12 protein-coding genes and 1 pseudogene are annotated in these 15,776 nt (G+C 45.5%); 6 read left to right on the top strand and 7 right to left on the bottom strand.

Annotated elements, in window-relative coordinates:
• A pseudogene (locus HMPREF9007_RS0125445) lies at positions 1-123 on the bottom strand (DNA-binding protein); the annotation flags it as partial.
• 219 nt (positions 124-342) lie between these two features.
• Between HMPREF9007_RS0125445 and HMPREF9007_RS03380 the strand changes: the two are divergent.
• Positions 343-561, top strand: a complete 219-nt coding sequence (locus HMPREF9007_RS03380; RefSeq protein WP_008763347.1) for a DUF4248 domain-containing protein — start codon at positions 343-345, stop codon at positions 559-561.
• A 219-nt stretch (positions 562-780) separates the two neighbouring features.
• Here the strand turns inward: HMPREF9007_RS03380 and HMPREF9007_RS03375 are convergent, their stop codons facing one another.
• The gene (locus HMPREF9007_RS03375) at positions 781-2,619 is read right to left on the bottom strand and encodes a DUF3987 domain-containing protein (RefSeq protein WP_008763348.1); all 1,839 of its coding nucleotides are present in this window, start codon (positions 2,617-2,619) and stop codon (positions 781-783) included.
• A 66-nt stretch (positions 2,620-2,685) separates the two neighbouring features.
• Positions 2,686-3,312 (bottom strand): BT4734/BF3469 family protein, encoded by a 627-nt coding sequence (locus tag HMPREF9007_RS03370; RefSeq protein WP_008763349.1) that lies wholly within the window; start codon positions 3,310-3,312, stop codon positions 2,686-2,688.
• Between the two features lie 153 nt (positions 3,313-3,465).
• On the opposite strand from HMPREF9007_RS03370, the gene HMPREF9007_RS27305 reads away from it, so the two are divergent.
• The 5 genes from HMPREF9007_RS27305 to HMPREF9007_RS03345 all read left to right on the top strand — a co-directional run bounded on the left by HMPREF9007_RS27305 (position 3,466) and on the right by HMPREF9007_RS03345 (position 8,971).
• The gene (locus HMPREF9007_RS27305) at positions 3,466-3,615 is read left to right on the top strand and encodes a hypothetical protein (RefSeq protein WP_008763350.1); all 150 of its coding nucleotides are present in this window, start codon (positions 3,466-3,468) and stop codon (positions 3,613-3,615) included.
• A 164-nt stretch (positions 3,616-3,779) separates the two neighbouring features.
• Positions 3,780-5,342, top strand: coding sequence for an ATP-binding protein (locus HMPREF9007_RS03360; RefSeq protein WP_032850715.1), 1,563 nt, complete (start codon positions 3,780-3,782; stop codon positions 5,340-5,342).
• A 275-nt stretch (positions 5,343-5,617) separates the two neighbouring features.
• A complete protein-coding gene (locus HMPREF9007_RS03355; protein ID WP_008763353.1) occupies positions 5,618-5,878 on the top strand; it encodes an OadG family protein in 261 nt (86 codons plus the stop codon).
• A 28-nt stretch (positions 5,879-5,906) separates the two neighbouring features.
• The gene (locus HMPREF9007_RS03350; RefSeq protein WP_008763354.1) at positions 5,907-7,736 is read left to right on the top strand and encodes a pyruvate carboxylase subunit B; all 1,830 of its coding nucleotides are present in this window, start codon (positions 5,907-5,909) and stop codon (positions 7,734-7,736) included.
• A complete protein-coding gene (locus HMPREF9007_RS03345) occupies positions 7,736-8,971 on the top strand; it encodes a sodium ion-translocating decarboxylase subunit beta (protein ID WP_008763355.1) in 1,236 nt (411 codons plus the stop codon). The genes HMPREF9007_RS03350 and HMPREF9007_RS03345 overlap by 1 nt, the downstream gene beginning before the upstream one ends.
• Before the next feature lie 115 nt (positions 8,972-9,086).
• Here the strand turns inward: HMPREF9007_RS03345 and HMPREF9007_RS03340 are convergent, their stop codons facing one another.
• The 4 genes from HMPREF9007_RS03340 to HMPREF9007_RS03325 form a co-directional block, all read right to left on the bottom strand.
• Positions 9,087-10,358 carry a TolC family protein gene (locus tag HMPREF9007_RS03340; RefSeq protein WP_032813712.1) on the bottom strand — a complete coding sequence of 424 codons (1,272 nt, stop codon included), beginning with the start codon at positions 10,356-10,358 and terminating at the stop codon, positions 9,087-9,089.
• A 66-nt stretch (positions 10,359-10,424) separates the two neighbouring features.
• Positions 10,425-13,463, bottom strand: a complete 3,039-nt coding sequence (locus HMPREF9007_RS03335; protein ID WP_008763357.1) for an efflux RND transporter permease subunit — start codon at positions 13,461-13,463, stop codon at positions 10,425-10,427.
• A gap of 106 nt (positions 13,464-13,569) precedes the next feature.
• Positions 13,570-14,622 (bottom strand): efflux RND transporter periplasmic adaptor subunit, encoded by a 1,053-nt coding sequence (locus HMPREF9007_RS03330; protein WP_008763358.1) that lies wholly within the window; start codon positions 14,620-14,622, stop codon positions 13,570-13,572.
• A gap of 645 nt (positions 14,623-15,267) precedes the next feature.
• Positions 15,268-15,522: a type B 50S ribosomal protein L31 gene (locus tag HMPREF9007_RS03325; RefSeq protein WP_005678397.1), complete on the bottom strand. Its 255-nt coding sequence runs from the start codon at positions 15,520-15,522 to the stop codon at positions 15,268-15,270.
• Positions 15,523-15,776 lie beyond the last annotated feature (254 nt).

The raw sequence follows: 15,776 nt of genomic DNA on the forward strand, positions 1-15,776 counted from the left end.
TTTCGACATGTGTTCGGCAAGTTTGGCAAGGTCGAATGTCTCGTCGCTTACCGCCCGGGCGAACCATTTGCCCGCATTCAAGCCTTTCTTCTGTTGGTTCTGATAAATTTTGTAACGAATCATAAAATAATAATTTTAAAGAGTTAAACATACTTTCGTGAGGATTTCTCCCTTTCGATGACACAAAGATAGTATGCTGTAACTCGGAAAAATCGGTTGTGTACAGTGACAGTCGGTAATGTGCAATTGTTGTCAGTTATAGTCTGTTATTCCCTGATAAAACGTAGGTAATGTGAATATATTTTGTTACTTTTGTGACAGTAAAACAGAAACTTATTTGTCATGATAGAATTCAAAATACGTGCTTATGGTCGCATGGAACTGGCACAGCTTTATTCTCCCGAACTTACCGGCATTGCCGCTTACCGCAAAATGAATAAATGGATTGTCCGCTGTCCCGGTCTTCAGGAACGCCTGTCCGATTTAGGCTATCAGCCGCAGCACCGTTCTTACACTCCGTTGGAGGTAAGGGTGATCGTGGATGCGCTGGGAGAACCATGAGCAGGTAATAAGTATTAGATAACAAGTAATAAGTGTTGGAGACTGCGAGGGGAGTTTTGTATTAGCTAAAGCTAAGCTTTAGAGGCCATAAAGCACCGCTTTAGAAGTCATAAAGCATAGCTTTAGCCTACACAAAACGCTATACTCTGATTTTCATAAAATAACGATAAAAGACGATGTTATCAACAGGTACAGTAGGTACACTTTTACCCGCCCTCCCTAACACACGCACACGCGTGCGTGCGCGTAAGTACCTTTACCGTCAAGATTGACAATCAGTCCCTGTTTTACCAGTCGTTTCAGCCAGGTGAGGGCAGTGTTGGGCTTGATTCCCATAGTCGTAGCCTGCTCCAACAACTGTGCACGGGTAAATTGGATACCCAGTGCCTCAAAGAATGCGTCACGGTCGGCGTTGGCCCTATGGCTGACTTCTGAAGGAGGAAGGAAAGACAAGATATGCGTGGCATGCTGATAGAGCGGTTTCACAAGGTTCAGCACAGCCTTAAAATCTTTGGGAGTGATCGTCATATCCCACCGGGTAATGATACCGTCTTTGATATTATCAGTGGCGATTTCCTTGTCCGGTGTAAGCAGGGGATGAGAAGATGCCTGGTATTGATACGGCTGAGGATTTTCAAGAGCACGAAGCATGGCCACTACTGACATGATACGGCAGATGTTGACAGCCATTCGGGCGATGGAACTGTTCATTTCTCTGCCATTGGCAATCGTTGACCGGGTGAACAGTTCGGAAAAGAGATCATTGAACTCCTGTTTCTGTTCATCCGTGAGCCGGAGTGTGTGGAGACCATGTTCCTTGAGTAAGTTCAAGAGCTTTTTCCATTCCAGACCAATGGAGGTGAAGATGGCTTCCAAGTCCGTTTCGTTCTCGTCAAACTGATTGATCCATTGATAGATACCGTGCATATAATAGAACAGCTGGCGTGAAAAAAGTCCGTTCTCTACTGAAGGAATGAGTGGTTTCACCTGTGCGGGTGTCCCCGAAAGCAGGAGAGAGAGGTAACTTTTCTTGTTTTCCCGGTACTCCTGATTGGTACGTCGGTTGTATGCTAACCAGTCATGGTCGAATGCTCTGCGAAGCGTCTCACTCCAGTGACCGTATTCCGAACCGATGGCGGTAGAGATCGTATCCGCCTCGGTTTCGCAGATGAGGCCTGTTCCGTTGTTATCCATAATATTTTGAAGGATACCGGTACCAGTATTGTTGCCGGAGATGAGGAACATTCTGTTTAAAGGCATTTCGGGGATTTCCGCTTTGGCACGCTCTTTGCCCATCATTTCGTAGGCGACTTTTGCCTTTTTGTAGACATTCATCTCTTTTTCCACTTGTTGACGGATATCATCGTGGATAGGCATAACGAGCAGGCGGATGAGTGATAGTACTCCCTTGCCCGAGGCTGCCGGAGCTACAATGAAGGATTGCATGCAGGGCGATTGGTATTTGCCGGCATAATGACATCTCACGTATCGTTCCATGGTGGCACCCAGGGCAGTCAATGCTCCGAGCAAGAGTACGTCTTTTTGAGTGACGGTAGTGCCATAACTTATGATGCGTAGCAGTAGCTTCGGCCAGTCTTCTAAGGTGAAAGTGTGTAATGGGTGATGCGGGTCGCTGCCTTCCAGCAGCTCTTCTGATTCACTCTTTTCTTCTTCTACTTTATTATATACATGCGCGTGTGTGGAAAAATTGTGCGGTGAACTTTCTGTACCTACTGTACCCGTCCGGTTGTTCATAACTTTCTTCCGGTCTTCCCTGCAGATTTTTACTCCTGTCGATTCAGCGAGGTGAAATGCCGTTCCGAGATGTATTGCTCCCTGCTGTTTCGTGAGTGCATTGGAAAACATTCGTTCGGCATGGGCGGATTGATACTTGGCGGAAATCCGGCACAGGCGATGAAAAAACTCCCGTCCTGCTTCACCACAGTCCGTTGCGATGGCGAATGCTAATTGTACGTACTCGGCGTAAGTGGGTGCAATGTCGGCACCTGCTGTTTCGACTGCTTCGGTGAGGAGGCGTAAAGATTCAATATCGGTCATTTTTTGATAATTGACAATTGACAAATGATAATTGACAATTGAAGTTTGATCATTCGTGATTATAATTTAATATTCTCTGAATAGTGCTTGTGGGTCATGGCTGAGGAAGCAGGCTCTTACGATGTCTTTGCCGGAGGTGTCTACGGCTTTTTGAACTGTTTCGATGGAGTTGTTCATTTCTGATCCGTAGGTCATTTCTACGTATTCCATTGCCCAGCTCATACTCTCTCTTACATTACGGCTCTGATCGTCTGTGTATAGGTTGCTGTAAGGTACGAATGTTTTCACACCCCGGTTGCTGGGACTGATAAATGAGAGTACAGGGTGGAGGAAAGGATCGTCGAACAGTGTACGACGCATTTCTACGGCTTTCTGATAGGAGTCGAGGTTATCTATATCCACCACTACGAGTCCGGAAGGAGATGCGAAAAACTTACTGTTCCGGCGGATGAATGTGCCGCACGGAGTCACGTATGGCAGCAAGGATGTTTTCGCCATTCGTATATCTTCGGCGCTGCGCACCTGTTCGGTCAGTGCTTTGAGATTTTCATTGTAGGTGATCATCTGATATACTTGCTCTAATGAGACTTCGCAGAAGGGAGTGAGAGTGGCGGGTGTAACGGTTTGTCCTTGTTCGTTCCTGATGGGAGCAATCGGGGGCATGAAATAAGACATTCTGAAAAAGTTTTGCATAGAATACTTCTATTAGGACGTTTAATAAATGACTTTGACTTTCAAAGCATGGTGCGAAAGTAAGACAAATAAAATAAGTCGAGTTCAGATATGTCTGAAGTAGTGTGAAAATGTTTAATATATAAGACGTGTTTTTAACTAATAATAAGAAAAATGGAAAATAAAATTGTGCATCCTAAACTCGGTGAGTTTATTGAAAAAGTGCTTAAAGTAGCACATGTGAATCTTTCAAAAATGTGTCAAGAGATACATATGGGGCCTGCTACTTACCAAAAGGTAAAAAAGGGGAAGAAAAAGATCTGATTCATTATGAGCGTATTCTTGAATATTATTATAGGACTCGCACCGAAGAAGAGTTCTTGGAGAAAGTGAATGAGTGGGCAAAACTGTATATTCGATATAAGAAGGAGAAGAATGACATTTGAATATTGGAATTTTTTAGTAGCTTTGTGAAAAAGAAAGTTGTTATGGAAGATTTGCAGAGATTATATCCTATAGGGATACAGACATTTTCTAAGATTCGTGAGGGAAATTTCCTCTATGTAGATAAGACAGAATACGTTTACCGGATGACGCATTCTGCTTCCAGTTATATGTTCCTGAGCCGTCCGCGTCGTTTTGGTAAATCATTGTTAACCTCTACGTTGCATAGCTATTTCTCCGGTTGTGAAGAACTGTTTCGTGGATTGGCGATGGAGAAGCTGGAGAAAGAATGGATACAGTATCCGGTTCTGCACTTCGATATGAGTATGGCCAAGCACGTGGACAAAGATAAACTGATGAATCTTTTAGACTTCATGCTAACAGAACACGAACGTACACTAGGGATTGATGCAGCAGGTACAGACCCTAATTTGCGCCTGACTAATCTGATAAAACGTGCTTATGAACAGACTGGCAGAAAGGTCGTGGTCCTTATTGATGAATATGACGCTCCTTTGCTGGATGTGGTACACGAACGGGAGAACTTGGGGGTATTGCGTGACGTTATGCGTAACTTCTATAGTCCGTTGAAAGCCTGTGATCCTTATTTGCGCTATGTGTTTCTTACAGGTATCACTAAATTCTCACAGCTCAGCATTTTCAGTGAACTCAATAACATCAAAAATATCAGCATGGATGAACCTTATGCTGCCATTTGTGGCATAACGGAGAATGAGATACTTACCCAAATGAAAGAAGATGTGGATAGGATGGCTGTCAAATTGAATATTACTGCGGAGGAAGTACTGGCTAAGTTGAAAGAGAATTATGACGGCTATCATTTCACTTATCCATCGCCCGACATCTATAATCCATTCAGTCTGCTCAATGCTTTTGCAGATGGGAAATTTAATTCTTATTGGTTTGGTAGCGGCACTCCTACCTATCTGATAAAGATGCTGGATAAGTTTGGAGTAGAGCCTTCTGAAATAGGAAATAAATTGGCGGCGGTCGAAGAATTTGATGCTCCCACTGAAACGATGAGTAGCATTACTCCATTGCTGTATCAAAGCGGCTATGTCACTATCAAGGATTACGATAAGGAATTGGAACTATATACGTTGGATATTCCTAATAAAGAGGTGAGGGTGGGATTGATGCGAAGCTTGTTGCCTTATTATGTAACCAATGACACACGTGAGGCGACGAACATGGTGGCTTTTATTTCCCGTGATATCCGGAAAGGTGATATGGACGCGGCATTACGGCGTTTGCAAACCTTTCTGTCTACTATACCTCAATGCGATCATACAAAGTACGAAGGTCATTACCAGCAGGTATTCTATATCATATTCAGCTTGCTGGGATACTATGTGGATGTCGAAGTACGTACTTCCCGTGGTCGTGTGGATGTAGTGTTGCGTACTGAGGCCACATTATATGTGATGGAATTGAAACTGGATAAGAATGCGACAGTTGCTATGGAACAGATAAATTTAAAGAATTATCCGGAACGCTTTGCTCTATGTGGACTGCCAGTGGTGAAGGTGGCTGTTAATTTTGATAGTGAAAGTGGCACACTGGGGGATTGGATGATTGAAAAATAGAGATTGATAAGTGAATATAAAAAGTGTAAGGACGAAGGCCATTTTCTTTAATTATCAGATTAATAACATTTTAATAACTCCCTAAAATAAAAAGAGCCCCGCAAGGGGCTTTTCCTTTGTCTTTTTAATAGACATGCAAAGAATAATGTGTTTTTTCTTATTGTAACCTTACGATTTATACTTTTTTATTCCTCTCTTAATTAATTTTATCACAAATATTTGGTATTTTCGGACGCTTTTTGGACAAACGACTTGAATTACTAATAGTTTATTATATGGAAAATATCGAAACAGCGATCCTGCTGATGGTGGTCGGCATGGCTACCGTATTTGTTATTCTGCTGATTGTGATTTATTTAGGTAAGTTACTGATTACTCTTGTCAACAAGTATGCTCCCGAAGAAGTGGTTCCTGCGAAGAAGGAAGCGCCACAAGGTCCTGCGCCTATTCCGGGTAATATAATGGCGGCTATCACAGCAGCTGTGAATGTGGTGACATTAGGAAAAGGAAAGATTACAAAAGTAGAAAAGTTATAAACCTATCAAAAGTATATCATAGAAAAACATGAAAAGAGAAGTTAAGTTTAGTCTGGTTTTCCGAGATATGTGGCAATCTGCCGGAAAATATGTACCTCGTGTAGACCAACTCGTAAAGGTAGCTCCTGCCATCATTGAAATGGGCTGTTTCGCCCGTGTAGAAACAAATGGCGGAGGTTTTGAACAAGTGAATTTATTGTTTGGTGAAAACCCGAATAGAGCCGTGCGCGAATGGACGAAGCCGTTCCACGAAGCCGGCATACAGACACACATGCTCGACCGTGCATTGAACGGACTCCGTATGAGCCCCGTTCCGGCAGACGTCCGCAAGTTGTTCTACAAAGTTAAGAAAGCACAAGGCACAGATATCACCCGTACATTCTGCGGATTGAACGACGTACGCAATATCGCTCCTTCCATCACGTATGCCAAAGAGGCAGGCATGATCTCACAGTGTTCACTCTGCATCACCCATTCGCCGATCCACACGGTAGAGTACTACACCAATATGGCGTTAGAACTTATCAAGCTGGGGGCGGACGAGATTTGCATCAAAGACATGGCAGGTATCGGTCGCCCCGTTTCATTGGGCAAGATCGTGGCCAATATCAAAGCGGCACATCCTGAAATTCCTATTCAGTATCATAGTCATGCCGGTCCCGGTTTCAACATGGCAAGCATCCTCGAAGTATGCGAAGCCGGTTGCGACTACATTGACGTAGGTATGGAACCGCTTTCATGGGGTACGGGACACGCCGATCTTCTCAGTGTACAGGCTATGCTGAAAGATGCCGGATATCAGGTACCGGAAATCAATATGGAAGCCTACATGAAAGTGCGTGCGCTGATTCAGGAATTTATGGATGACTTCCTCGGCTTGTATATCAGTCCGAAGAACCGTCTGATGAACTCGCTGCTGATCGGTCCGGGACTTCCGGGCGGTATGATGGGTAGTCTGATGGCTGACCTCGAATCGAATCTGGAATCTATCAACAAGTATAAAGCCAAACATAACCTGCCGTTTATGACACAGGATCAGCTGCTGATCAAGCTATTCAACGAAGTGGCGTATGTATGGCCCCGCGTCGGTTATCCTCCATTGGTAACTCCGTTCAGCCAGTACGTGAAGAACCTTGCCATGATGAATGTGATGGCAATGGAAAAAGGCAAGGAACGCTGGGGAATGATTGCCGACGATATCTGGGATATGCTGCTGGGTAAAGCAGGACGCCTGCCGGGTACACTGGCTCCCGAAATCATCGAGAAAGCCGAACGTGAAGGACGTAAATTCTTCGAAGGTAATCCGCAGGACAATTACCCTGACTCACTCGACAAGTATCGCAAGCTGATGAAGGAAAACAAATGGGAAGTGGGAGAGGACGACGAAGAACTCTTCGAATATGCCATGCATCCGGCTCAGTATGAGGCTTACAAGAGTGGAAAAGCGAAGGAAGACTTCCTGGCAGACGTGGCAAAACGTCGTGCCGAGAAAGATAAATCGCCGGAAGAAGATGCAAAACCAAAAACACTGACTGTACAGGTGGACGGACAGGCTTATCGTGTGACGGTAGCATACGGAGATGCCGAACTGCCTGCTGCACCTGTAGCTGCAGCTCCGGCAGGAGAGGGCAAAGATGTTCTTTCTCCGCTGGAAGGTAAATTCTTCCTGGTGAAGAATGCGCAGGAATCTGCCTTGAAAGTTGGCGATGCGGTGAAAGAGGGCGATGTGCTTTGTTATGTGGAAGCAATGAAGACTTACAACGCTATCCGTGCCGAATTTAGCGGTACGATAACTGCTATCTGCGCTAATCCGGGAGACACTGTTTCAGAAGATGATGTATTAATGAAGATAGGATAATGAACGAGATATTTGAGAACTTATATGACATGACTGCGTTCAGCAATATCATTGCCGAACCGCAGTTTCTGATAATGTATGCCATCGCGTTCGTCCTGCTTTATCTGGGTATCAAGAAACAGTACGAACCGCTGCTGCTTGTTCCGATTGCTTTCGGTGTGTTGCTTGCCAACTTCCCCGGAGGAGATATGGGAGTGATACAGGCAGACGAGAATGGTATGGTGATGATAAACGGTGTGATGAAGAATATCTGGGAAATGCCTTTGCATGACATTGCGCATGAACTGGGAATTATGAACTTCATCTATTATATGCTGATCAAGACCGGTTTCCTGCCTCCGATCATCTTTATGGGGGTCGGTGCGTTGACGGACTTCGGACCGATGTTGCGTAATCTGCATCTTTCCATCTTTGGAGCTGCTGCACAGTTAGGTATCTTTACTGTTCTGCTGGTAGCCATCCTGATGGGATTCACTCCGCAAGAAGCTGCTTCACTGGGTATTATCGGTGGTGCGGACGGACCGACAGCCATCTTTACAACGATCAAGCTGGCTCCGCATTTGCTGGGTCCGATCGCTATTGCCGCTTATTCTTATATGGCACTGGTGCCTGTGATCATTCCGTTGGTAGTGAAGCTGTTCTGTACTAAGAAAGAACTGAGCATCAACATGAAGGAACAGGAAAAGAAATATCCTTCGAAGACGGAAATCAAGAATCTGCGTGTACTGAAGATTATTTTCCCGATTGTAGTGACTACGATTGTAGCTCTCTTCGTCCCAAGTGCAGTACCTTTGATTGGTATGCTGATGTTCGGTAATCTGGTGAAAGAAATCGGAAGCAATACTTTCCGTCTGTTCGACGCTGCTTCCAACAGTATCATGAATGCTGCTACTATCTTCCTCGGACTTTCGGTAGGTGCAACCATGACGGCTGAAGCCTTCTTGAACTGGACGACAATCGGTATTGTCATCGGTGGTTTCCTTGCATTTGCTCTTTCTATTACCGGTGGTATCTTCTTTGTGAAGTTAGTGAATCTATTCTCCAAGAAGAAGATTAATCCGCTGATCGGAGCGACCGGACTGAGCGCTGTTCCGATGGCAAGCCGTGTGGCGAATGAGATTGCGTTGAAATACGATCCGAAGAATCATGTATTGCAGTATTGTATGGCAAGTAACATCTCAGGGGTAATCGGCTCGGCAGTAGCTGCGGGTGTACTGATCTCCTTCCTTGCATAATAAAAAGAACAACCAATAAAAATTAGGCACGGATTACGCGGATAAACACGGTTTTTAGTTACTCAACTCTTAAAACTGTGAAATCCGTGTCATCCGTGCCTAATTTTGTTTTTATCTATTCGCTGGTCACCTTCTTGTATTCAGCCACAGCCATCTTCTCTGCCAGATAAGCATTGATCAGATTGGTGTGTGCTTGCGTCCATGACAACTGGGCAGAAAGTACATCTACCATGCTCGCTTTTCCTTCATTGTAGGAGAAAGTGGCCAGATCCAGATTCTCATTTGCCAGACTCATGTTTTCTTTCGCTGTTTTCACCTGAGATTCTGTTTCCGTCAGTTTGGTGAGAGCTGCCGACAGTTCTTCGTTGATATTGTCCGTCATATAACTCTGTTGCAACTTTTGTATTCCGATATATGCCTTCTGCTGCCGGTTCGTCTTGAAACGGGCTCCCCAGCGGAAAATGGGAATATTCAGATTGACTCCTACGATGGGATTGAAAGATACGTCGTATCCCAAGTTGGGTGTGGCCGTTGCCCAGCCACCGCTGAAATACATGTTTAATTGGGGATTGAACTGGCTGAGAGCCGCTTTACGTTGTGCCTGGCTCTTCATGATGTTTACTTCCGTACTGGCATAATCGGCACGTCGTTGCAAAACATCTTCCAGAGGCAGTATCCGGACAGGAGCGGAGATCATTCCGATGTTGTACAGGCTGTCTACAGGAGTATTCGGTGCTTCTCCCATCAGAATATTCAGCTGTTGCAGCGCTAATGTATAATTCTGGCGGGCTTTGATATACTGCAGTTCCGCTTCTTTCAGCCGGGTGGAAATCATCAGAAGATCTGTACGGCTGATCATTCCGTCATCGAAACGGTCCTGAATAATGTCATATTGCTGTTTGACAATGCTCTGGTATTTGTCGGCCGCTTGTAGCATGGCTTTTGAAGCGGAGGCATTCCAGTAGACAGCATCACTTTGATAGTGAATCTGGTCTAACGTGAGTTCCTCGTTCAGCTGGTTCAGCTTTTCGTCTGCCTTCGCTATCTGATGTTGGGCATTGAGCGCACCGCCTGTGTAGAGTGGTTGTGATACGACAAATACTCCCTGGTAGGTATGGTTGCGGTATTCGCCCACCGGTTCGTTCCATGCGCTAAGGTCGCTCATGTTCAGGGTACCGTCTGCATTTACGTCGATTTTCGGCAGGAAACCTGTATGGGCTATCTTTCGCGCCTCCGAACTGGCCAATGTCTTTAGTTTTTGTTGTTTCAATATCTGGCTGTAAGCCTCCACTTTTTCGCGGTAGGCGTCCTGACTCAGGCAGGGCTGTTGCGCCCAGGCTGTGGAGCCAAGGAGCAACAGTGAAAATAGTATGAGTTGGGTTTTCATTTCTTTCATGGATAATCTTTTTAGTTGACAATTGACAGTTGACAATTGACAATTGTCAGTTGATGGTTATTGTTCTCCTTTGATCCGGTGGATGGCGCAATAGGCTACAGGAAGGACGAATAGTGTCAATGCCGAGGCTACTAACAGTCCGCCCATGATGGTGGCGGCCATTCCGCCGAACATGGCGTCGAACAGTAGCGGTAACATACCCAGAATCGTTGTTCCGGAGGCCATCGCTACCGGAATGATGCGGCTGGTCGTGGCACTGATGACTGCGTCCAGCGGTTTTTTGCCTGCTGCTGTTTCCAAATCGATTTGGTCTACTAGTACGATAGCGTTCTTGATGTTCATACCAATCAGACCTAGCAGACCCAATATGGAGAAGAAGTCGAACGACTTGCCGAGTACGAGCAGTCCCAGCACGATACCGATGAAGATCAGCGGCAGCATTAACAGGATGACGGTCGGCTTGCGATACGTCTTGAACAAGAAGAGCAGCGTCACAAACATCAGGAAGAATGTCAGCGGTAAGTTTTTGGCCAGCGCTTCATTCGATTCCACCTGACTTTCCTGTTCGCCGAAATACTTCATGGTATATCCTTCCGGTATTTTTATCTCTTGCTGTACTTGCGACCATACCTGGTTGAAAGCGGAAATCGCATTGGTCCCGCGACGCGGGTCGCATTGTGCCATCATCACCATCTGCCGGTTATAGTCTTTCACGTTCGAGAACCGGTACTGGAAGTCAAATTCAGATACTACCTGTTCCAGGCTGGTCGTCTCGTTGCCTGTCCCGAATACGGGCAGTGTGCGCAGATCATTGATCCGGAATGAATCCAGCTGGTTATTTTTCAATAGGATAGGAAGTACCTGATCTCCCTGCCGGTATTCTCCCAAAGTCATTCCCGTGGTACCGATCTGAATGCTCTGTGCCATTCCCTGTCGGGATACACCCAGCGGTTGTGCCCGTTCCGGGCTGTAAACCGGTTTCCAGACGGGTATCTTGTTTCCCCACGAATTGCGGATATTAATTAAATCCGGATTCTGGTGCATAATGGCTATTGCCTGATTGGTAAGTGATACAAGCGTATCCACATTCGGACCGATAAAGCCGATTTCGATAGCCGCATCCACTGCGGGGGACAGTTTGAACAAGCTGGTCCGTGTGATTGCACTCGGATAATTGGCTTTCATATATCCGTCAAAATCTTCTTCGTATTCTTTCGTATATTTACTGTCTGTCAGTTCGACGAGTACATTGGCAAAATTCGGTTTCGGACCTACGGAAGTGGAGGCAAGGTAATACCTTAGCGGGGTGCTGCCGAATGTGATGGATACCTTTTTTACTTCCGGCTGCTTCGCCAGGTGCTCTTCTACCGATTTCATCTCTTTCACTACGTCATTGATGCTGTATCCGTCCGGATAGAATACATCCGCCCGGAAATAAGGCTTATCGAGCGACGGGAAGAAGTTCTGCGGCATCGTTCCCATAATAATGAGCGAGATGATGAAGAGGATCACCATGGATACCAGTGTCACTGCTTTCTTACGGATCAATACTCCGAGAACGGAAGCGAACTTATGATAGAACGGCTTGTCGTATGGATCTTTCGTGCTGTCGCCTGTTTTGGCTTTCAGAATGAAATTTCCGAATACGGTAGTCTGCGTCAGGGCAAGTACCCAGCTCAGTCCTAGTGAAATGGCAAGTACCACAAATAGCGGTTTTACGATTTCCGCTACAGCAGAGGGAGCAAGGTAAAGCGGCAGGAAGGAGCAGATGGCAATGAAAGTTGCTCCGAGCAAGCCCCATTGTGGTCCGGTTGCTCCGTCTATCAGGGCTTTCCGTCGGTTTACACCTCGGGCAATGGCTATTTGGGCGTTGTCCGTCACTACGATGGCGTTGTCCACCAGCATACCCATGGCGATGATAAATCCTGCCAAGGACGTTCTGTTGAGTCCGACGCCGAAGAAAGACATGATGAGCAGTGTACCTCCGATAGAGAAAATCAGCGAAGAGCCGATGAGCAGACCGGCACGGAGTCCCATCACCAGCATGATAATGACAATCACGATCAGGATGGATTCGATCAGGTTGATGATAAATCCGTTGTTGGCTTCGTTGGCGATCTCGTTTTCGAGGTAGAGGCTTTGCAGTTCCAGTCCCACAGGCATGAGGGGGAGGAGCTCGTTCAGTTTTACTTTTACGTTCTCACCCGTCTGCACTACATCTCTTTGCGGGTCGGTGGAAACACCGATGCCGATAGCCCGTTTCCCGTTCACATGCATGATGTTGGATGGAGGGTCGAGATAACCTTTCTCGATCACGGCTATGTCGCCCAGTTTCACCTGTCCGGCTTTGGTGGTGATTACCTGGTTGCGGATATCGTCTATGTTGGCATACATTCCGTTGGCTGTCACCCGTAACTGCTGTACGCCTGCACGGATTTCTCCGGTGTTGATAATCTGGTTCTGCGATTGCAGCAGGTTGGCCAGCTGTTTGGGATCGATCCCCATTCCCACCAGTTTGTTGGTAGAAACGAAGATGTTGACTACTTCCGTCTGTACGCCGAACAGCGCTACTTTCATCACGCCGTCTGCTGTGACAACCTGCGTCTTGATCCGTTCCGCCCAGTTGCGCATTTCCTCATAGGTGAAGCCGTCATCTGCCGTCAGTCCATAATAAATGCCGAATACGTCGCCGAAATCATCGGAGACGGTCGGGGTGGAAGCACCGCTGGGCAGCTGCGGCTGAATATTGAGCACTTTGCGTCGCAGCTCGTCCCATTTCTGAGGGATGGAACTGGCGGAAAGTGAGGGTTGCAGTTCGAACGTGATTTTGGAGAGCCCGTACATGGACTCTGATTTTATCTTGTACACGCCGCTCATACTTTGTATCTCACGGGAGATAGGCTCTGTGATCAGCCGTTCTACTTCTGCCGGTTCGGCTCCCGGATAGCGTGTCATGATGACCGCTGATTTGATAACGAAGGGGGCATCTTCTTTCTTACCCAGCTTTCCGAAGGAGGTAATACCTCCAATCAGCAGTACGGCAAGGAAGAAATAGATGATCTTCGTGTTATCCAGTGAATATTTTGCTAAATTCATTTCTTTTCAATTGACAATTGATAATTGACAATTGACAACTGTTAATGAATAATAGATAATGAATTGCAGCACCTATATAGCGCTGTTCATTGTCAATTATCCATTGTCAATTGTCTATTGATTTAATACTTTCTCCTTCTACCAACTGGTATACTCCTGCTATGACGATTTGTTCTCCGGGTTTCAGTCCTTCGGACACGAGTACTTGCGCCTCTCCTGTGGGGGCATTGACGACGATTTTGCGTTTGTGCACTTTGTTGTCCTCTACTACCCAGACATACATGTTGTTTCCGTCACTTTCGCCGAAAACAGCACTGAGCGGGATGATTGTCCAGCTATCCTGCACCAATGGGCCTACATCGGCTGTGAAACGGATGCTGCAAGTGAAGCCGGGCTTCACGGCATATAAGTCCCGGTCGAATGAAGGGTCGTCGATAGTGATGCTGACCGGAATACCCGTTCCTTCGGTGGATATGTCCAGATATTCCTCCAGTCTTGCCTTGAATACATGGCCCTTGAAGGTATCAAACTCTACAAGGAAACGGGGATCTTTGGCACGGAGGAGATAAAGATATGCATCCGGTATGGTGAACTTGATACGCAGGTTCTGTGTGTTGACCAGTTGTACGATCCCTTCTCCTGAATTGACACGCTGGTAGTTCTCCACCAGCCGCTTCTCGATAGAACCGTCGAAAGGGGCCGTCAGTTTGGTGTCACGCATGTTGTTGCTGGACAGTTCGTACTCCGATTTTGCTTTCTGATAATTGGAAAGGCTGATTTCATACTCCTGCACGGAGATCGCTTGCCGGGAGAGCAGGCGCTTGTTGCGTTCCACTTGTGCGGAAGCCGTTTCGTAGGCAGACTTGGTGGCAGCATACTGCAATGCGATATCTCTGGGATCGATAGCTGCAATCAGTTGCCCTTTTTTCACTTTCTCTCCTTCGATAACAGGCAGGCTGATGATCTGTCCGCTGACGCGGAATGCCAGTTTGACATACTCCACTGCTTCTACAATGCCGGAGAAGTCTTTTCTGATTACTGACCTTGATTCGACAATAGTTGTCTTAACAGGTCGGGTGGCGGGTGCCGTCATCTCTTTTTTTTGCCCGCAGCCTTGAAATAGGATGGCTGCGAGTGCAATCACATAGATATTTTTCATAAGTCGTTCATTGTTTGGGAAGTAAACAATTTGATACTTGACTATGTTCAGTAGAGACGGGTATATTAGAAATGTGAAATTAGTATCAACATTAAAGGAAAATGATTGTTTATAGATAAAAAATGCCTTTTCTGTTGATTTTATCAGAGATTATTCCCACTTTTGCACCGCACTAGTATTACAGTCGCGGAATGCGATATGAGAATTTAATTCTCGAATTTAAGCTACGAGCATGTGGGAATATGCTCGTGGCTTCCTTAGATATACGGTTCTGTCCCCCGTGTGGAGCGTTAATGCGCCCACTGTATCTCATCCCTCGTGGACTGTAATATGTAGTGCAACGGGTCAGCAGGACCGTCTTTTTTGCCTGCTGAATATTATTATATATAATAGGAAGTATTTCTCCTGAATAGTACTATTTAATAAACCATCATTTTTCAGGAGATCAGACAATATAATGGTATGGTATATTCCCTTAACTATACCATTTTTATATTACCTGGTAATAGTTCCCCTTAGCCAGTTAATATACGGACCGCACTACTCTGTGAAGAATGGTGCGGTCCTTTAGTTTATCTATGAAACGAAAAAGAGGAAATTTCCAACCGGAAATCTCCTCTTTTTTCATCTTAACGAAAGATTGAATTATTTCTTCTTACGGTCACCGTAACGGCTCATGAACTTATCAACGCGACCTGCAGTATCTACCAATGTAGATTTACCTGTATAGAACGGGTGAGAAGTGTTAGAGATTTCAATCTTCAGCAACGGATAAGTTTCACCTTCGAATTCGATGGTTTCTTTAGTTGCTACAGTTGATTTAGACAAAAACATATCACCATTTGACATATCTTTGAATACTACCGGACGGTATGATTCTGGATGAAGGCCTTTTTTCATTTCAGTATCTGTTTTTTTAATTTATATTCTGTTACTATTTTGGTAAGAAATAGTGTAATGGTCATTTTCAGAGCGCAAAGATAGCACATTTCTCCGGAATAGAAAAAACTTTGCTGAAAAAACTTCTGTGAATTATGCTATTTCTATGAATTATATGATTGGCACGAAAAGAATGTCTTGTGCTTTTTATGGTATAATACCTGTTTTGGGATAGAACCTTTCAGCCGTTTATTTGCTAGGTGGACATTACAATC

This window comes from Bacteroides sp. 1_1_14 (genome assembly GCF_000162515.1).
GTDB lineage: Bacteria > Bacteroidota > Bacteroidia > Bacteroidales > Bacteroidaceae > Bacteroides > Bacteroides thetaiotaomicron.